Here is a 19,455-nt window from a genome sequence, read left to right on the forward strand (position 1 = left end):
GCAATTTGGTAAACTGATGGCATCTCGTAAAATTCTAGTGCATAATACGAAATGACGGTCTTGTGTCTTATATAAGAGTTAATTGCGAAGCTGGCCGCCAAGCCCTCTTCGCTGAATTAAATGTGAAGTGTAAAGGCGGGGATGGTGTCCGGTGACTCGGATTTCAACCCAGCCCAAGGCATGGTTTGCACGCAAGGCATATTTGAGAATAGCGCAATTCGCTTATTCATCCAACTACGGAGAAAACGATGTATCAACATATTCAAGTTCCTGCTGAAGGTAAAAAGATTACCGTCAATGCTGATTTTTCGCTGAATGTTCCTGACAATCCAATCATCCCATTTATCGAGGGTGATGGAACTGGCGTGGATATCAGCCCTGTCATGATCAAGGTAGTGGATGCTGCGGTTGCAAAAGCATATGCTGGCAAGCGTAAAATCAGCTGGATGGAAATCTATGCAGGTGAAAAATCTACAAAAGTTTACGGCCCAGACGTTTGGTTGCCAGAAGAAACACTGAAAGTATTGAAAGAATACGTTGTTTCGATCAAAGGTCCTCTGACAACACCAGTAGGTGGCGGTATCCGTTCCCTGAACGTTGCTTTGCGTCAAGAACTCGATTTGTACGTTTGCTTGCGACCAGTCCGTTATTTCAAAGGCGTGCCATCCCCAGTGCGTGAACCAGAAAAAACTGACATGGTGATCTTCCGTGAAAACTCTGAAGATATCTATGCTGGTATCGAGTTTGCAGAAGGTTCCGATCAAGTGAAAAAACTGATCAAGTTCCTGCAAGACGAAATGGGCGTGAAAAAAATCCGCTTCCCAGAATCTTCTGGTATCGGCGTAAAACCAGTATCCCGCGAAGGTACAGAGCGTTTAGTACGTAAAGCGATCCAGTACGCCATCGACAATGACAAGCCATCTGTGACGATCGTTCACAAAGGCAACATCATGAAGTACACCGAAGGTGGCTTCCGTGACTGGGCATACGCATTGGCACAAAAAGAATTTGGCGCAGAATTGATCGACGGCGGCCCATGGTGCAAATTCAAGAATCCTAAAACTGGTAAAGACATTATCGTTAAGGATTCGATCGCTGATGCGTTCTTGCAACAGATCTTGCTGCGTCCAGCTGAATACAGCGTTATCGCTACACTGAACCTGAATGGCGACTACATCTCCGACGCGCTCGCAGCGCAAGTTGGTGGTATCGGTATCGCTCCAGGTGCAAACTTGTCTGACTCCATCGCGATGTTCGAAGCAACGCACGGTACAGCACCGAAGTATGCAGGTAAAGACTACGTGAACCCAGGTTCCTTGATCTTGTCAGCAGAAATGATGTTGCGTCACATGGGCTGGGTTGAAGCCGCTGATTTGTTGATCACATCAACAGAAAAAGCAATTACAGCGAAGAAAGTGACTTACGATTTCGCTCGCTTGATGGAAGGTGCTACGCAAGTATCTTGCTCCGGTTTCGGCGAAGTAATGATCCAAAACATGTAATTGACTTGTTTGAAGTGCGTCAAGCACTTCAACAGTGTTAAAAAAACCGGCGTAAGCCGGTTTTTTACTTTGCCCTCAAGGTTTTATAGTTTGAGTGCTTCTGCGTCGGTGACGCTTCTGATGGCATAACGAATGAGGTCTGCTTGACCTTCAATATTGAGTTTTCGTTTGATGTTTAACCGATGTGTTTCCACCGTTCTGACGCTCAAACCGAGCTCCTGTGCAATGGACTTATTGGATTTCCCTGTCGCAATGCTTTCTAAAATCCGTTTTTCACGTTGAGTGAGTATCTCGCCCGTATTGTTGTCTTTGCTGGTGGCGGTCAATCCTGAGCTGAAATACGTGCCGCCGCCTCGGACGGTCTCGATCGCATTAATGATGTCCTCTGCGGGCGCATCCTTGAGGACGTAGCCGCGGGCCCCTGCCTGAACAGATTGTGCGACGTATTCTGCTTTTTCATGCATTGAGAGCATGATGATGGCGATATCGGGATAATCCTGTGTAAAACGGCTTGTCAGACTGATTCCATTTGAGTGACCGAGATTGATGTCCATCAGAATCAGGTCGACTGGTTGCTCAGCGGCGACCTTGAGTGCATCCGCGCTCGTGCCGACTTCGCCACAAATAAAAAAATGTGGCACAGTCTCCAACCTAGCACGCAGACCATCTCTGACCAACGGGTGATCGTCAACGAGCAAAATATGAATTGTTTGATCTGCAATCATCATTATTCTCCGTGCGGTATTTTTGCTGTGATCCGCGTTCCATCCGAACCAGACTGAATGTCAAAGTGTCCTTGGACGCTTGCCAGTCGTTCGCGCATATTGCTAAGGCCTATGCCTCTTTTGGGGTGATTGACGATATCTTGCAAATTAAAACCTTTACCATTGTCACTGATCAACAAAATAACATAGTCGTTATCAGATAGTAATTCAATTTCTACATGACTGACACCATGTGCGTGCTTATGGATGTTAGTTAGTGCTTCCTGAGCAACACGATACAACACCGTGTTGCTGATGGCATTGAGGTTAAATCGATTATCTCTTGGACTGAAAATCACATCAATGCCTGTGGCCTGATGGAACTCTTCACTCAGATGTTCAAAAGCAACAACTAACCCCAAATCGTCCAGCATTGCGGGACGCAGGTCATGAGAAATACGTCTGACTTCTGTGAGTGCCTCGTTGAGCTGTTTGGTCGCTCGCTGAAAGGCAATGAGGGCTTTATCCTCTGAGATGGCTGGCGATTGCAATTTAGCAACGCCTGATTCTACTTGCAGCTTTGTCGACACGAGAAGCTGACTTAGTCCGTCATGGAGGTCGCGCGAGAGCCGTGCCCTTTCATCCTCCTGCGAACTCACGACACTTCTAGCAAGCGTTTTGAGTTTGGCGTCGGCAAGGCGTGATTCGCTGATGTTTAATACGAGCCCAGAGAGTGCAATGAACAGAGCGCAGAACAGCGTGAAACCCGCAATCCAGAACATGGTGCTGTGAATATTCTTCACAAACTGTGTATCGACTTTCTCTAGCGCAGAATCAACGTCATCGAGATAAATTCCCGTCCCCAATACCCAGTCCCAGCCGGGAAGGGCAATCACGTAGCCTAGTTTGGCGACCATTTGGTGTGTGGAGGGTTTTTCCCACAGGTAGCGCACCGCGCCACCACCGTTTTTCGCGGTCTCAATCAATTTTTGGATCGTGAGGTTGCCCTCGGGGTCACTCAGCGTCCAGAGGTCTTTACCGACCAACTCGGGCTGGCGAGGATGCATGAGATTTTTACCATGCATATCGTAGATGTAGAAATAGCCATCATCACCGAAATCCAGTGTGGCAAGGATTTTTTTCGCTTCTTCTTGGTTTTTAGGATTGATGGCGCCGTTTTGATAAAGGTGATCAATGGCAGAGCGACCAAGAGAGACGTAATGTTTGAGTTCTGTTTCTTTGCTATTAAGGTAGGCTTGCTCAATCCCGCTGTGCTGTTGTCGCGCTAGATTGGTCGCTTGAGAAAACACAGCAATAGCGATCCCTGCAAACGATAGAAGGAGGGGGATGATCGTCAGCAGAATAAACTTATAGCGAAGCTTCATTCAGAATGCCTTTGGATGATGTGTTTCAACGCAGATGACAATCGCATGGAAGCACCGAGTGGCGATGAGCCTAACCTCAATAAAAAAACCCCGCCATAGCGGGGTTTTGGAAAACAGCTGAAACCCGTATTATGGGTTTTGGATGTTAGAAGCTTGCTTGCCTTTAGGGCCTTGCGTGACTTCGAACGATACTTTTTGACCTTCTTTCAGAGTCTTGAAGCCGTTCATTTGGATTGCGGAAAAGTGGGCGAACAAATCCTCACCACCGTCATCCGGGGTGATAAAGCCAAAGCCTTTGGAATCATTGAACCACTTGACGGTACCTGTTGCCATAATGCATCTTTCAATTAGAAACTAATCACACGAGCCGTAAAAGCAAGAAACCTGGCACCATGCCAGCCTTCCCTCAACTTGCCCCCTTCTTATTGACGATCGAACACGATTTAAGTCAATAATAGTCATTCTTGGCGGAAAAAAAACTAAAGTCAAGAAACTTTTTATAGGGGCTGTTGTATTGTTGTATTTTTAATTAAATTTTGCAAATTCAACTCAAAACACAACACTCAAAATAGACTTTACACATAAAACTTGATCTACGTGAATTGATCACCATCTGTGAAAAGTCAGGAAAGAGGGTAACATTTGCACAGCGATGAAATAAGCCCATTTTATTCGCTTAATAGTTGCCTCTGGATTGAATCAACGTACTAGAATAGACGTATGGGAAATAAGCATGAAAACGGTACGATATTGGAGCGTCAGGCACAAAAGCTGAAGCCACCATCCATGTACCAGGTAATATTACTGAACGATGACTATACTCCCATGGAGTTTGTCGTTGCGATTGTCCAGGAATACTTTAATAAAGACCGTGAGACTGCCATGCAGATCATGCTTAAAGTTCACCGGGACGGCAAAGGCATCTGTGGCGTATATTCAAAAGATATTGCACTGACTAAAGTTGAACTCGTTTTGACACACGCTCGTAAGGCAGGACATCCCCTGCAATGTGTGATGGAGGAAGTATGATTGCGCAAGAATTGGAAGTCAGTTTGCATATGGCCTTTGTTGAGGCTAGACAAGCTCGTTATGAATTTATCACTGTCGAACATTTGCTGCTTGCGCTGCTCGATAATCCGTCAGCGGCAGAGGTGATGCGGGCATGCGCGGTCAATATTGAGGATTTACGAAAAACCCTCGGCAATTTTATTACCGACAATACCCCAACCGTGTCTGGCACAAACGAGGTTGATACGCAGCCAACATTAGGCTTTCAGCGTGTGATTCAGCGTGCAATTATGCATGTTCAATCTTCGTCCAATGGAAAGAAAGAAGTGACAGGCGCGAATGTGCTGGTTGCTATTTTTGGCGAAAAAGATTCGCATGCGGTCTATTACCTGCATCAGCAAGGTGTAACGCGGCTGGATGTCGTGAATTTTATCTCCCATGGTGTGCGCAAAGACAACCTCAATGAACCTCAGAAATCTCCTGAAGGTGGCTCGGAGCCTCATGCAGATGCACAATCAAAAGAAAATCCGTTAGATCAATTTACACAGAATCTGAACAAACAAGCGGCCGAGGGCAAGATTGATCCATTGATCGGTCGTGACAGCGAAGTGGAACGCGTAATCCAGATCCTGTGCCGTCGCCGTAAGAACAATCCATTGTTAGTGGGCGAAGCCGGTGTTGGAAAAACAGCGATTGCCGAAGGGCTTGCTTTGCGGATTACCGAAGGCGATGTACCTGAAATTTTGCAAACTGCGGTCGTTTACTCGCTTGATATGGGCGCGTTGTTGGCTGGGACAAAATACCGCGGCGATTTCGAATTGCGCTTGAAAGGTGTTTTGAAGCAGTTAAAAGACACACCCAACGGCATCTTGTTTATCGACGAAATCCACACGATTATTGGTGCTGGCTCTGCATCGGGTGGGACGCTGGATGCGTCCAATCTGCTCAAGCCTGCATTGTCCAGTGGCCAGTTAAAGTGCATCGGTGCGACGACTTACGCGGAATACCGTGGTGTCTTCGAAAAAGATCACGCGCTGTCGCGTCGTTTCCAAAAAATTGACGTCAATGAGCCAACGGTTGAACAAACAGTGCAAATTTTACGTGGTTTGAAATCGAAGTTTGAAGAACACCATAACGTCAAATATTCTGCGTCTGCATTGACGACAGCGGCTGAGTTGTCTGCACGCTTCATTAATGATCGTCATCTGCCGGATAAAGCGATCGATGTGATCGATGAAGCTGGTGCTGCGCAGCGTATTTTGCCAAAGTCCAAGCAGAAGAAAACAATTGGTAAAGCGGATATTGAAGAGATCATTTCTAAAATCGCTCGTATTCCACCACAAACAGTGAATCAGGATGATCGCAGTAAATTGCAGACGATCGATCGTGACTTGAAAAATGTGGTCTTTGGTCAGGAGCCTGCGATTGATGCCTTGGCATCAGCGATTAAGATGGCGCGTGCTGGTCTCGGTAAAACAGACAAGCCGATTGGTTCTTTCCTGTTTTCAGGTCCGACGGGGGTTGGTAAAACCGAAGTCGCTAAACAATTGGCCTTTACCCTTGGTATCGAGCTGATTCGTTTTGATATGTCTGAGTACATGGAACGTCATGCGGTGAGCCGTTTGATTGGTGCACCACCGGGCTATGTCGGTTTTGATCAAGGTGGTTTGCTCACAGAGGCGATTACGAAAAAACCGCATGCTGTGTTGCTGTTAGACGAAATTGAAAAAGCACATCCTGATGTGTTCAATATTTTGCTGCAAGTCATGGATCACGGCACATTGACTGATAACAATGGTCGTAAGGCAGACTTCCGAAATGTGATCATCATCATGACGACGAACGCTGGTGCAGAAAGCTTGCAAAAACGTTCTATCGGCTTTAACGACAGCAAAGAAGCCGGCGATGAAATGGCTGATATCAAGCGGATGTTCACGCCTGAATTCCGTAATCGTCTCGATGCGATTATTAGCTTCCGCGCACTCGATGAAGAAATTATTCTTCGTGTGGTTGATAAATTCTTGATGCAACTGGAAGAACAGTTGCACGAGAAAAAAGTGGAAGCAACATTCACTGATTCGTTGCGTAAATTCCTTGCGAGAAAAGGTTTTGATCCGCTGATGGGTGCACGCCCAATGGCGCGTTTGATTCAGGACATGATTCGTAAAGCATTAGCGGATGAACTGTTGTTCGGACGTCTCGTTTCCGGTGGTAGGGTCATTGTTGATCTGGACGATAAAGATCTCATTAAGCTAGAATTCTCTGAAGGTGATGAGGCGCCGCCAGGATCATCGCAGGAAATTGTTGAGGTTGAATAACCGACTTTGATCAGGACGCAATATTGTTCCCTACGGAATGTCTCTGAAGAAAAGTCATTCCAGTCGGGAGGTAGTATGGTAGGAATGGTATTGCCGTTATATGTCCTTGAGTACACGGTGAAGACGATAGACTCCATACTCTCCCCAGCAGCGCTGGAAGGTAAGGAAGTTGAAGTGGATGTGTATGATCGACGCGATGTATCAAAAAAGCATACGGGCGTCGGACGTCGAATTCAAGGTGAGGACGATTCGTTTCTCGTGCGGGTCAGTGTCGATGCTGGAACGCACGAAGATGAATGGAACTATACGATTTTGAGAGAATCTGCTGGACGTAGTCGTAAAGCGAAAAAGTAAATGCTTTGCCACTGATCATAAATCATATAAACCATATAAACCATGTAAATCAAAGCCCGACTCGTGAGAGCCGGGCTTTTTGTTTTGTACCGTTTGCGTCATGCACGTCTTGGTGCCGACGTGGCGGGCAAAAAAGTCATTCATCCAGTTGTTTCGCATGATGTTTTTTCGCACGATGACTCGCCATGGCGACGGTATCATCGACGCTGATACCGCATTCATACGTCGGCATGAGTCCGAGTGCCACGCCTTTGTTGAGAATGTCTTGGATATGGTCTTTTAGCCGCGCAAACAAGAGCTGTTTGTGCTGACCCGCGACGAAGTTGGATAAATCAGCGAGCGCCTGCAGACTTGAACTATCCAGATCATACGATTCTTCTAAGCTAATCACGAAGCTATGAACACTCTGATCCGCTGCCATGATGCCGTTTCGAATTTCAGTCGTGATTCTTTCGGCGTTGGCGAAAAACATCGGCGATTCTGGACGGAAGACGATGACACCTGGAATCGACTTTGCTTCAGGATGTTTTTGCATACTCACAAAATCATGACTGTGTCCTAATCTTCCCAGTACAGAAACGCTCGCTGTAGCAATGCGACGTAGCATTAAGGCGATACTGATCGCGATGGCCGATAATAAGCCATCTAAGACGCCCAGCGTGATCACGCCCGTCACTGCCACTAGCACCACGATGACGTCACTGCGCCACACCATATAGGGCTTAAATGCATAGAGGCTCAATGAGTGAGAAACAGCATGAATCACAATCGCCGCCAGCACTGGCTCTGGGATGAGTTCGATAAACGGCAGCAAGTACCACACCATCACTAGCACAGTTAATGCTGCACACCATCCTGCCACTTTGGATTGTGCGCCAGCCGCTTCATTCGCCGACGTTGCCGAGTAACCAGCGCCGACCGGCATGCCATGAAATAAACCGGACACGATATTACTGATCCCAAAAGCAAACAGGTCACGGTTGGCATTGGTCTGATCTCCATGTTTGAGCGCATAAGTACGAATAGAGCTATACGATTCCGCATAGAGGATCATCACCATCGCGAGCGCCAACTCACCGAGGCGCGTCCATTCCGCATGCGCCAGTACCGGCAATCCTGGTGTGGGTACTTCTAGCTCCATGTGGCCGACCAAATGCACACCGTATTGCTCAAGGTGAAGATATTTTCCTGCCAGAATCCCGATGGCAATGGTGATGAGACCGCCCGGAATTTTAGGAAAACGTGCGAGGCTAAAGAGAAGCACTAAGGCGCCCGCTCCAACGAGGATGCCATCCGTATTCCATTGGTTCCATTGCGAAAAAATATCGGTCACGTAATAGGCAAAGTTAGTTTGCTTCGACGATACATCGACAATTTTGGCAAATTGTTTGACGGTAATTGTCAACGCTAACGCAAAGGCAAAACCACGTAAGACTGGCTTTGCAACGAATTCAGAAACGCTGCCGATTTTTGCGAGACTCGCCAAGACAAAAAAGAGACCGCTGAGAATGATCAGGCCAAACGCAAGCGCCATGCGATGTTGTGGATCCCCGTTAGCCATCGATGCGGTCGCCGCTGCCATCACGGCTGCGGAGGACGACGTAGCTGACACAATGGCGTACCGGCTGCCTCCGAGTAACCCATAGCACATCAAACCCGCAAACAATGCCAGCACACCGGCCTGGGGCGGCAAATTGCCGATGCTCGAATAGGCAACTGCTTCTGGCAACAGTAAGCCTGCGATGGATAGACCAGCAACCAGATCCTGCAGACTGAATACGGGCATGGTGAAACGAAATCTCGACCATCTGAGCATCATGCGAAATCTACCTCTCTCAGGTATGAATGGGTGGTGACAACGGAGTGCTTTTCAAAGCGAAGAAGGGAAGTGTACTCCCCAACCATATCGATTGGGGAGACGAACGCGCACGTCAAGGAGAGAAAACGACTGTTCTGCGGCGGTGATGCGACTGATTAGTGCTTGCCAGTGCTACCAAAGCCGCCTTCACCGCGTTGACTTTCACCGAATTCTTCGACGATGTTAAAGCCCACCTGCAGGACTGGAACGATAATGAGTTGCGCCAAACGTTCCATCGGATTGAGGACGAAATCGCTTTGACCACGGTTCCAAGTCGATACCATGAGTTGGCCTTGGTAATCGGAATCGATCAAGCCGACCAGATTACCCAGAACGATACCGTGTTTGTGTCCCATACCGCTGCGTGGCAGGATCATTGCCGCATAAGCAGGATCACCAATATGAATCGCGAGACCTGTTGGAATCAGGACGGTTTCACCGGGTTTAATCGTGATTGCTTCATCGATGCAGGCGCGCAGATCGAGTCCTGCGCTGCCTGGGGTGCCGTAGGCTGGCAGTTGGTCTTGCATGCGTGGGTCAAGAATTTTGAGATCGATTTGTTTCATGGTGTCGAGAAAAATAAGATAAAAATAGTGATGCGAATACCCTGCGTTAAGCAGTGTTAGCGCATCGTGTTATTCGCAAGTCGGATCGCGATTTCGTCGATCAGTTTGCTTGCCAGTGTTTGCTTATCCGCGCGCTCGATGGCTTTGTGACCTTGCGCGTCAAACAGAATGAGTTCGTTGTCATCCTGCCCGAAAGTGTGATGACCAATATTGCCGACTAATAGTGGGATATTTTTTTTGATCCGTTTGGCTGCGCCATATTGCAATAATTGTTCTGATTCAGCCGCAAAACCAACGCAATACGGCGCATCGGGGCGCGCTGCCACGAGTGCCAAAATGTCGGGATTTTGTACAAACGCAAGTTGTGGTGTATCCGTCTCGGACGTTTTTTTAATCTTTTGGTCACTGGCATTAGCGACCTTCCAGTCAGCCACCGCTGCGACGGCGACAAAGACATCCTGCATATGGATATTTAAGCATGCCATGACTGCGTCATGCATCTGTTGTGCCGTTTGTACATTGATGCGTTTCACACCGTATGGCGGGGGCAGTGCCGTGGGACCCGAGACCAATGTGACTTCCGCACCGGCTTCCCAAGCGGCACGCGCGATCGCATAGCCCATTTTTCCGGAGGATAAATTGGTGATACCGCGAACGGGGTCGATTGGTTCAAAGGTGGGACCAGCAGTGATGAGTACGTGCTTTCCAACGAGCGTTTTTTTCTGGAAAGATGCAATGATTTCAGTGAGTAATTGGTCTGGTTCAAGCATTCTACCCATGCCGGTTTCACCGCAGGCTTGGTCGCCAGCAGCGGGACCCATGACGTTGATGCCATCGGCTTTGATCTGCGCCAGATTGCGCTGTGTGGCGGGGTTTTGCCACATCTCGACGTTCATGGCGGGGGCAATGAGTAGTGGCACGTGGGCAGGACGCGCGATGCATAATGTCGAGAGAAGATCGTTACATGCACCATGTGCCAACTTGAACATGAAATCGGTGCTGCAAGGCGCAATGACGATTGCGTCGGCGTCGCGCGTCAAATCAATGTGCGGCATATTGTTGTGGATTCGCGCATCCCACTGATCCGTAAACACGACATTACCCGATAGTGCTTGCATTGTGACAGGGGTGATGAATTGGGTCGCTGCCTGCGTCATCACCACTTGCACGGAAGCACCTTCTTTGCCCAATGCACGGGTGAGCTCAGCAACCTTATAGCAGGCGACGCCACCAGTAAGGCCTAGGACAATTTTTTTTCCAGAGAGACGCAGACTCATGATCTAGACCCCTTATTTTTTGACGCGACGCAATTCATCGAGAATGAATAAGCCTGCACCCAAGCAAATAGCACTATCAGCCAGGTTAAATGCTGGGAAATGGTAGATATCTTGATAATGAAAATCGAGGAAATCCACCACATAGCCATACATCAAGCGGTCAATCACGTTACCTAATGCGCCACCCATGATTAACGATAACGCCCAGCAAAATAACTTTTGGCTCGCATGTCGACGCAATAAGTACGTGATGTATGCTGCCGCGATCAAACCCAGTGCCGTAAAGACGTAGCGCTGCCAGCCTGATTCCGCCGCCAGAAAACTGAATGCAGCGCCTTTATTGTAGACCAGGACCAGATTAAAAAATGAAGTGATACTCATTGATTCTGCATAGCTGAACAACTTCGTCATCGTGATTTTGCTGACCTGATCAAGCAGAATGACAATCGCTGCCAGACCTAGCCATGGAATCAGGGAGGAGCCGGAAGAGCCTGAGGAACCAGTATTGCGGGAGCCTGCAGAAAATTGAGAACGTTTTTTAGTCGCCATGAGTTTTCATCTAAAAGAGGTAGATACGAAAGAGTAGTGCGGTAGGGTAAGACATCGCTTGTCACATACCTGCTTCTTCTTACAAGAGAAAAGACCGGATGGTGGCCGGTCTTTTCTGTTTTTAACGATGCTTAGTTATCGAAGAAGATGGATACCGATCGATTATGCAAAGCGGCGTGTTTCCCCGGTGCCAAACAAATTACTATGACAGCGACCGCATAATCCAGGATGGTCTGCATGGCTGCCAACATCTGCACGATAATGCCAGCAACGATCGCATTTTTCATATTTGGAAGGTGTGACCGTGACGACCTCTGCGGCTTCGTCGGCAACTTGTTCGACACTCGCCGCTGACGTAATCAGTGCAAATTTCAGATCGTCGGCAAAGCTGCTCAATACGTCAAATTTCTCGCCGCTCGCTTTGATAACAACTTCCGCTTGCAATGACGAACCAATGCCACCTGCGACACGGACTTCTTCTAGTTGCTTGGTCACATCATTACGAATAGCGCGCAGTGTTGCAAACTTCTTCAACAATGCTGCGGCGTCCGCGATCTCAGGCAACGCATAGTAGGTTTGCGTGAAAATCGTCTCGTCGCTCGCTTTATACGCGTCGGCGCTGGCAAAGAATTGCCATGCTTCTTCTGCCGTGAACGATAACATCGGTGCCATCAAACGCAGTAAAGATTGTGTGATGTGCCAGATCGCTGTTTGCGCAGAACGACGAGCTGCTGATGCCGTGCCGCTTGTGTACAAACGATCTTTGAGAATATCCAAATAGAAGCCGCCGAGATCTTCCGAGCAATATGATTGCAGTTTGCTGACCACAGGATGGAATTCAAACTGTTGGTAGTGAGCGAGTACTTCTTCCTGCAGCACGGCCATGTTCGCGATAGCGTAGCGATCGATTTCCAACATGTCGGCAATGGCCACAGCATCTTTATTGATATCAAAATCGGATGTGTTGGCCAACAAGAAGCGCAGGGTATTGCGGATACGACGATATGCTTCTGTCACGCGTTTTAAAATTTCATCGGAGATCGATAATTCGCCAGAGTAGTCTGTCGAAGCGACCCATAAACGCAGAATGTCCGCGCCTAATGTATCGGAAATCTTTTGTGGTGCAACCACGTTTCCTTTAGATTTGGACATTTTTTTGCCCTCGCCATCGACCACGAAGCCATGCGTCAGCAAGGCTTTGTAAGGTGCGTGACCATCGAGCATCGATGCAGTCAACAAGGAAGAGTGGAACCAGCCGCGATGCTGATCAGAACCTTCGAGATAGAGATCAGCAGGATACGCAGATTGTTCTTTATGAGAGCCGCGCAGTACTGTCTTGTGTGTCACACCCGAATCGAACCAGACGTCTAAGGTGTCGCGGTTTTTAACGTACATCGACGCTTCATCGCCCAACAAATCCGCAGGTTCGATTTTGTGCCACGCTTCGATGCCTTCGGCTTCGATACGCTGCGCAACAATCTCAAGTAATTCAGGTGTCCGTGGATGCAATTGTCCTGTTTCTTTGTGCAGGAAAAATGCCATCGGTACGCCCCATTGACGTTGACGTGACAGTGTCCAGTCAGGACGATTGGCGATCATGCCATGCAGACGCGCCTTACCCCAGCTTGGGAAGAATGCTGTTTCATCAATCGCCTTGAGTGCTGTCTCACGCAGACTGGTCGCGCCATCGTTTGGTGTGTTATCCATGCTAGCAAACCATTGGGAGGTCGCACGATAGATAATCGGTGTTTTATGACGCCAGCAATGCATGTAGCTGTGGTCAAACATCTTCAACGAGAACAAAGCACCTGCTTCGCGGAGCTTTTCGCAGATGGGCTTGGAGGCTTCCCAGATGGTCATCCCAGCAAAGAAAGGCAGTGTGGATGCAAACTTACCGTCACCCATCACTGGTGCGAGGATGTCGTCATCTTTCATGCCATGTGCTTTGCATGACTGGAAATCTTCGATACCGTAGGCGGGGGCCGAGTGAACAACGCCCGTACCGCTATCGAGCGTGACATAGTCACCCAAATAGACCGGCGAATAACGATCGTATCCCGCATCGAGTGTTGCCAGCGGATGTTTAAATTTGATTTCAGATAAAGCAGCACCGAGACAGGTAGCAATGATCTTGCCTTCGAGTTCGTACTTCCCGAGGCTCGTTTCAACCAGATCTTTAGCGATGATCAACAACAGCGGAGCACCTTCGCGGCTGGTTTCGACCAGCGCGTAGGTGATTTCTGGGTGCATGTTCAAGGCTTGATTTGAAGGAATGGTCCACGGTGTCGTGGTCCAGATCACGCAAAAGCCTTTGTCGTGCGGTAGCTTGTCTAATTGGAAGGCTTGTGCCAGTTTGTCGTGTTCAGCGAATGGAAAGCCGACGTCGATGGACGGATCACGTTTGTTCTCGTATTCCACTTCCGCTTCAGCCAAGGCAGAACCGCAATCAAAACACCAGTTAACTGGTTTGAGACCGCGATACACGTAGCCTTTTTCGAGCAATTGACCGAGCGCACGCAGCTCATCCGCTTCGTTGCTGAAGTTCATCGTTTTGTAGGGATTGTCCCACTCGCCCAATACACCCAGACGGATAAAGTCTGCTTTTTGACGCCCGATTTGCTCTTCGGCGTAGACACGTGCTTTGGCCTGTACTTCATTGACGGGCAGATTTTTGCCAAACAGCTTTTCGATTTGAATTTCAATCGGCATACCGTGGCAATCCCAGCCTGGCACATACGGCGCATCAAAGCCAGCCATACCACGGGCTTTGATGATCATGTCCTTGAGGATTTTATTGACGGCGTGACCGATATGAATGTCGCCATTCGCATATGGTGGGCCATCATGCAGAATGAATTTTTGACGACCAGCACTGGCTTTGCGAATGCGTTGATAGATGTTTTTTTCTTGCCATTCTTTGACCCATTTTGGTTCGCGTTTGGCCAGATCGCCACGCATTGGGAATGGAGTTTCGGTCATGTTGACCGGATATTTGCTCGCAGCTTTGGCTGTTTTATTTTCAGACATGATGAATTTTCTTTTTAAAATAGAAGGGAGAGGAAACGGCGGCGCGTTTCTTCAAATTCGGTCGGTCGCGTTGCTAGCTGGAATACGAGAGGTCGCCGCAAAATAAGCGCGAGCTTGGTCCGCATCGTTATTGATTGCCGCAGTCAATGTCTCAAGATCGCTATATTTTTCTTCGTCGCGTAATTTTTTCAAGAACTCAATCTGAACGACTTTCCCGTATGCATTGCCTTGGTAGTCGAATACATGGGTTTCTAGTAACACCCGGCCGCTATCATCCACAGTGGGGCGTACGCCAAGACTGGCCACGGCAGGCAGCGGTTGTTCCGATAAACCATGGACTTGCACGATGAAAATACCAACGACGGCAGGTCGGTGGTGGGCAATACGCAGGTTGAGTGTTGGGAAACCAATCGTGCGCCCCAGCTTTTGACCGTGGATCACATGGCCCGAAATACGGTACGGATGGCCGAGCAGATCTTTTGCTTCGTTGAAGTCGCCCGCGGCCAATGCTGCACGGACGGCAGAAGAGGAAATTCTGACGCCTTTATTTTGCACGGCTGGCAGCGTCACGACTTCAAATCCAAATTGTATGCCCGCTTCTTCAAGCATCGCGATATTGCCGGCACGTTTCGCACCGAAGCAAAAATCATCACCGACCATTAACCATTTGACATGCAAGCCGTCGACCAAGACTTGTTGAATAAAGTCTTGCGGCGAAAGGGAGGCAAAATGGGCATTGAAATGCTCGACAATCACTCTGTCGACGCCAGCGCGTTTCAAAGAGGATAAATTGTCACGCAAATTGGCTATCCGGGTGGGTGCGAGAGCAAGGTTGCCAGCAAGTTTTGCAAAAAATGCACGTGGATGAGGCTCAAAGGTCATCACCGCTGATTCCAGGTTCAGGCGGTTTGCCGCGGCACGTAAATGCGCGAGCAGAGTCTGGTGTCCAAGATGTACACCGTCAAAGTTGCCTATCGCCAGCGCACAGGGTGCACGGGAGGCTTCATTGGGAAGTCCGCGAAATACCTTCATTGTTTCCAGAAAACTGCTGCAAAGCAGTAGATTATAAATGACTTCGCAGTGAATAGCCCTGATTCCCCTTGAAAAACCCGATTCTCGTGGTGAAACTGATGGCAAGGCAGAGGGTTTCGTGAGCGGATTGGCGCGCTGATGCGGGGTAGAGGGGGCAAGGAGGGCGAGGAGGGCTTTCCTCGCCGTATGTGATGTTTGTTAAAAAAACAATGCCACCCGGTTCGCCGGATGTTTGATTTGAAGCGACTTCATTAGTGGTGATGTGACCACGTCACGCTATCTGAACTGAGGTAGGACTCGACAGCATCTTTGTTGCCTGTGGCGTGTTTCATTACCTCGCCACAGCTACAAATGCCTTGATACGGCTGTATATGAGAGCAGGCGGATACCTTTTGTAAAAAAACCTGGACAGCTTTACTGCATTTTTTGCACTTAAAAGTGAGGATACGGGCTGGTTTGTTCATGGTGAATTGATTCGCGATCTAAAAACGGACTGCATCGACGTGATGAGCAATGCAGATGTCACTTGTTATTTTTTTCTATCTTCTTGCCGAGGCAACAAGGGGAAAGCGCCAATGATCACATTGGCTACCACTGCTTATTTTAATTTCAAACGCCACAGTGAGGTAACCTCTTTGACGCGGGCGGCATGTAACGGGTCTGTCGCATCGGTGGATTTGGGGTGCTGCGGTTTGATGTCGAGTTTTCCAATGACGGTCAATCCACCGGCATCAATCCATTGGAAAAATTCTTCGTTGCTCCGTAATCCCAAGTGTTGCGCAAAGTCAGACATAATCAGCCACGCTTCACCATTGGGCTCAAGATGCGCTGAGACACCCGCTAAAAAGCGCTTTAACATCTGGCTATCAGGATCGTAGACGGCGTATTCGATCGGTGAATTAGGACGAGCAGGAATCCACGGCGGGTTGCAGACAACGAGCGGCGCGCGACCCTCTGGAAAGAGATCCGCCTCTTTTAATGTGACGCGGTCTGCAAAGCCTAACGTGCGTAGGTTTTCGTCTGCACAGGCAAGTGCCCGTTGATCTTGGTCGGTGGCAATAATTTTTTTGACACCCCGTTTGGCCAAGACCGCAGACAAGACCCCAGTACCGACGCCAATATCAAAGGCGAGATCTGTCGACGGCAGCGGTGCTTTGGCGACCAAATCAATATATTCGCCGCGCACTGGTGAGAAGACACCGTAATAGGGATGAATTTTGGCGTCCAAAGCTTTGATGGCGACGCCATTTTTACGCCATTCATGCGCACCAATGAGTCCTAATAATTCACGTAACGAGGCAACGAAGGCGTCGCTAGGTGGACCATAGACTTCGGTGCAGGCGAGTCGGACATCGGGCGCACGACGCAAAGAAATGCTGTAGTCCGCTTCAAAGGGAATCAACACCATGGCCAGTACTCGTGCCCGTTGGGATTGTGCTTGTCTGTGCAAATGAAACGCTTCGGTTGCATTGGCGGGCGTTTTGACCTTTTTGGTTGGTTTTTTATCGATGCGCCGCGCCAGTGATTGGAGCAATTGCTTACCGTTATGAAAATCACCGCGCCATAGTAACGCCGTTCCTTCGCAAGCGAGTTTATACGCGGTATCGGTGTTCATTCTATCGTCTGCAATTTGCACGCGCTTTGGTGGCGGAGCACCATTTTCAGCATGCCAACGGCATGAGCGGGGTTCATCGTTTTCGATCCAGTGCAATTGCGGAGAAGGGGAAATCATTGTTTTCTTTTGGAAGTCGCCCGACAGGTGGGCGAAAAGGGGATTGAAGAATGTGCAGTCAGCAGTGTAGCAAAGAAATGACTGTTATTTGATCGAAAAAACCAAGTTTTCGGGAAAACATTCCCTCGCTTTCCAAATAATAAATTGTTTATAAGGTATGGGATTTTGCAGTGAATCTGCTTATGTTAGGCTAGCCGTCTGAATAGATTGATCCTTTGATCTGGGGCTTTTTCACTTACTGTATCTCTTCTCCATTGGAGTACCATGCAAAAACATTTTTACCGCGCGGCGATTGCGACGCTGATTTCTACCTCGGTGCTGACACCGATGGCTCATGCCAACGAGGCTGTGACAAGCGGTAACGCTGGTCAGTCAACGCAACTTGCTGCCCATGCTTTTTCCCAGACTAAGCAAGCATTTATGCGCGCTCTTTGGAAGCAGGATCCAGATACCGCAATGGCAGCAGGGAAGTATACTGACGCGGCAACATTAACCTTACCCGATCAGGCGACGCGTCAGCGCTATCTGCAATTTATTGACCAATGGCTCAACAAATTGTCGACGGTCAAAGCAGAGACCTTGCCAGTGAACGATCAGACTGATTTAGCGTTGATACGTAACTACCTCGAAGGTACACGGTGGTATCTGACCGAATTCCGTGAGTATGAATGGAATCCAACGCAACATAATATTGCTGGCGGTTTTGATGCCATTCTTAATACCGATTTCGCACCTAAATCAGAGCGCGTTCGCATCGCCATTCGTCGACTTCAAGCGGTTCCCGCGTATTACGCCGCAGCACAAGCAAGTATTCATTCTCCGACGATCGAACATACCCAACTCGCGATTCGCCAAAGTGCAGGGGCGTTGACAGTTCTTTCTGAGCTAGAAGAAGCCGCAGCAAAAGAAAAGCTGACAACGCAACAGAAACAAGCATTGCAAACTGGCTTGAAAAATGCCCGTGACGCCGTCAATGGCTATGTTGCTTTTTTGACTGAAACAGCCAAACATCTCACTCCTGAAACTGCGCGCTCTTTCCGCATTGGCAAAGCTCTGTACGAAGGAAAATTTAAAGCGGATATTCAGTCGTCTTTCACCGCTGAACAAACCTATCAACGAGCACTCGCCGCAAAAGACGAAGCGCATCGCAATATGGAAAAGTTAGCGGATCAACTGTGGACAAAGACCATGGGAGATCAGCCGAAGCCAGCCGATCGCGCTCAAAAAATTGCGATGGTGATCGCAAAATTATCTGAGCAGCACATCAAAGGTGATGACTTATTTCCAGCAATTCGTGCGCAATTGCCTGTGTTAGAAAAATGGATCAAAGATCATCATCTGTTGGAGCTGGACTCTAAAAAGCCTCTCATTGTCCGCGAAACGCCAGAATACGAGCGCGGTGTCACCATTGCGTCTATCGAAGCGCCGGGGATTTTCCGTCCCCATGATAATACCTACTTCAACGTGACACCGTTTGACGGTCAATCAGCGGAAAAAATTGAGAGCACACTGCGCGAATACAATCACTGGGTATTACAAATTTTATGTATCCACGAAGCTATTCCAGGTCATTACACGCAGCTACAACATGCGAATCAATCGCCTTCTGTGATCAAAACACTGTTTGGAAATGGCGCCATGATCGAAGGCTGGGCCGTGTATAGCGAGCGGATGATGTTGGAGTCTGGTTATGGCGAGAATTCACCAGAAATGTGGCTCATGTATTACAAATGGAATTTGCGCACCGTCTGCAATACCATCCTTGATTACAGTGTCCATGTATTGGGAATGACAGAAGCTGAGGCAAAAGATCTCCTGATTAACCAGGCGTTCCAGACGCAAGCAGAGGCAGATGGAAAATGGAACCGCGTTCAGTATTCCGCTGTCCAATTAGCGAGCTACTTTAGTGGTTTTAGTGAAATTTTGGATTTGCGTGAGCAATTGAAAAAACAGCAGGGAAGCCAATTCGATCTGAAGCAATTTCACGAGCAATTCCTTAGCTATGGCAGTGCACCTGTTGGCATGATCAAAAATATGATGCTCAATGGGGCTGGAAAGCATTAATCGTCTCAGACGAAGCGGTGGCGAACCTTGTCTAAGGTAGCAATGCAAAAGAGGATCAATCTTGACGGATGATCCTCTT

At 48.5% G+C, this 19,455-nt stretch carries 16 protein-coding genes; 5 read left to right on the plus strand and 11 right to left on the minus strand.

All coding sequences use genetic code 11. The features are described 5' to 3' along the window. The first annotated feature begins 248 nt into the window (after positions 1 to 248). Positions 249 to 1,502 carry an NADP-dependent isocitrate dehydrogenase gene (gene icd / locus ACO0K2_RS03580; RefSeq protein WP_423015795.1) on the plus strand — a complete coding sequence of 418 codons (1,254 nt, stop codon included), beginning with the start codon at positions 249 to 251 and terminating at the stop codon, positions 1,500 to 1,502. Between the two features lie 83 nt (positions 1,503 to 1,585). Here icd and ACO0K2_RS03585 read toward each other — a convergent pair whose 3' ends face one another. The 3 genes from ACO0K2_RS03585 to ACO0K2_RS03595 form a co-directional block, all read right to left on the minus strand. Beyond that, a complete protein-coding gene (locus tag ACO0K2_RS03585) occupies positions 1,586 to 2,230 on the minus strand; it encodes a response regulator (protein WP_423015797.1) in 645 nt (214 codons plus the stop codon). Beyond that, on the minus strand, positions 2,230 to 3,591 hold the full coding sequence (locus ACO0K2_RS03590) for a cache domain-containing protein (protein ID WP_423015799.1): 1,362 nt from the start codon (positions 3,589 to 3,591) through the stop codon (positions 2,230 to 2,232). The genes ACO0K2_RS03585 and ACO0K2_RS03590 overlap by 1 nt, the downstream gene beginning before the upstream one ends. 129 nt (positions 3,592 to 3,720) lie before the next feature. Continuing rightward, positions 3,721 to 3,924 carry a cold-shock protein gene (locus ACO0K2_RS03595; RefSeq protein WP_110257373.1) on the minus strand — a complete coding sequence of 68 codons (204 nt, stop codon included), beginning with the start codon at positions 3,922 to 3,924 and terminating at the stop codon, positions 3,721 to 3,723. Between the two features lie 387 nt (positions 3,925 to 4,311). Between ACO0K2_RS03595 and clpS the strand changes: the two genes are divergently transcribed. The 3 genes from clpS to ACO0K2_RS03610 all read left to right on the plus strand — a co-directional run bounded on the left by clpS (position 4,312) and on the right by ACO0K2_RS03610 (position 7,271). Further along, positions 4,312 to 4,620 carry an ATP-dependent Clp protease adapter ClpS gene (gene clpS / locus ACO0K2_RS03600; RefSeq protein WP_186862136.1) on the plus strand — a complete coding sequence of 103 codons (309 nt, stop codon included), beginning with the start codon at positions 4,312 to 4,314 and terminating at the stop codon, positions 4,618 to 4,620. After that, positions 4,617 to 6,917: an ATP-dependent Clp protease ATP-binding subunit ClpA gene (gene clpA / locus ACO0K2_RS03605; RefSeq protein ID WP_423015801.1), complete on the plus strand. Its 2,301-nt coding sequence runs from the start codon at positions 4,617 to 4,619 to the stop codon at positions 6,915 to 6,917. The genes clpS and clpA overlap by 4 nt, the downstream gene beginning before the upstream one ends. A 75-nt stretch (positions 6,918 to 6,992) precedes the next feature. After that, positions 6,993 to 7,271, plus strand: coding sequence for a hypothetical protein (locus ACO0K2_RS03610; protein WP_423015803.1), 279 nt, complete (start codon positions 6,993 to 6,995; stop codon positions 7,269 to 7,271). A 136-nt stretch (positions 7,272 to 7,407) separates the two neighbouring features. Here ACO0K2_RS03610 and ACO0K2_RS03615 read toward each other — a convergent pair whose 3' ends face one another. From ACO0K2_RS03615 to ACO0K2_RS03650, 8 genes are all read right to left on the minus strand, one after another. Continuing rightward, on the minus strand, positions 7,408 to 9,057 hold the full coding sequence (locus tag ACO0K2_RS03615; protein ID WP_423015805.1) for a SulP family inorganic anion transporter: 1,650 nt from the start codon (positions 9,055 to 9,057) through the stop codon (positions 7,408 to 7,410). Between the two features lie 188 nt (positions 9,058 to 9,245). Continuing rightward, entirely contained in the window at positions 9,246 to 9,695 is a 450-nt protein-coding gene (gene dut / locus ACO0K2_RS03620; RefSeq protein ID WP_423015807.1) for a dUTP diphosphatase, read from the minus strand. 56 nt (positions 9,696 to 9,751) lie between these two features. Further along, positions 9,752 to 10,966 (minus strand): bifunctional phosphopantothenoylcysteine decarboxylase/phosphopantothenate--cysteine ligase CoaBC, encoded by a 1,215-nt coding sequence (coaBC, locus tag ACO0K2_RS03625; protein WP_423016161.1) that lies wholly within the window; start codon positions 10,964 to 10,966, stop codon positions 9,752 to 9,754. A gap of 18 nt (positions 10,967 to 10,984) precedes the next feature. Next, the gene (lspA, locus tag ACO0K2_RS03630) at positions 10,985 to 11,521 is read right to left on the minus strand and encodes a signal peptidase II (RefSeq protein WP_423015809.1); all 537 of its coding nucleotides are present in this window, start codon (positions 11,519 to 11,521) and stop codon (positions 10,985 to 10,987) included. 162 nt (positions 11,522 to 11,683) lie between these two features. After that, positions 11,684 to 14,548 (minus strand): isoleucine--tRNA ligase, encoded by a 2,865-nt coding sequence (gene ileS, locus ACO0K2_RS03635; protein ID WP_423015811.1) that lies wholly within the window; start codon positions 14,546 to 14,548, stop codon positions 11,684 to 11,686. Between the two features lie 51 nt (positions 14,549 to 14,599). After that, positions 14,600 to 15,580, minus strand: coding sequence for a bifunctional riboflavin kinase/FAD synthetase (locus ACO0K2_RS03640; RefSeq protein ID WP_423015813.1), 981 nt, complete (start codon positions 15,578 to 15,580; stop codon positions 14,600 to 14,602). 251 nt (positions 15,581 to 15,831) lie between these two features. After that, positions 15,832 to 16,044, minus strand: coding sequence for a hypothetical protein (locus ACO0K2_RS03645; RefSeq protein ID WP_423015815.1), 213 nt, complete (start codon positions 16,042 to 16,044; stop codon positions 15,832 to 15,834). A gap of 134 nt (positions 16,045 to 16,178) precedes the next feature. Next, a complete protein-coding gene (locus ACO0K2_RS03650) occupies positions 16,179 to 17,312 on the minus strand; it encodes a methyltransferase (protein WP_423015817.1) in 1,134 nt (377 codons plus the stop codon). A gap of 264 nt (positions 17,313 to 17,576) precedes the next feature. Between ACO0K2_RS03650 and ACO0K2_RS03655 the strand changes: the two genes are divergently transcribed. Beyond that, positions 17,577 to 19,376, plus strand: a complete 1,800-nt coding sequence (locus ACO0K2_RS03655; RefSeq protein WP_423015819.1) for a DUF885 domain-containing protein — start codon at positions 17,577 to 17,579, stop codon at positions 19,374 to 19,376. The last annotated feature ends 79 nt before the right edge of the window (positions 19,377 to 19,455 follow it).

Source organism: Undibacterium sp. MH2W (genome assembly GCF_049340215.1).
GTDB lineage: Bacteria > Pseudomonadota > Gammaproteobacteria > Burkholderiales > Burkholderiaceae_D > Undibacterium.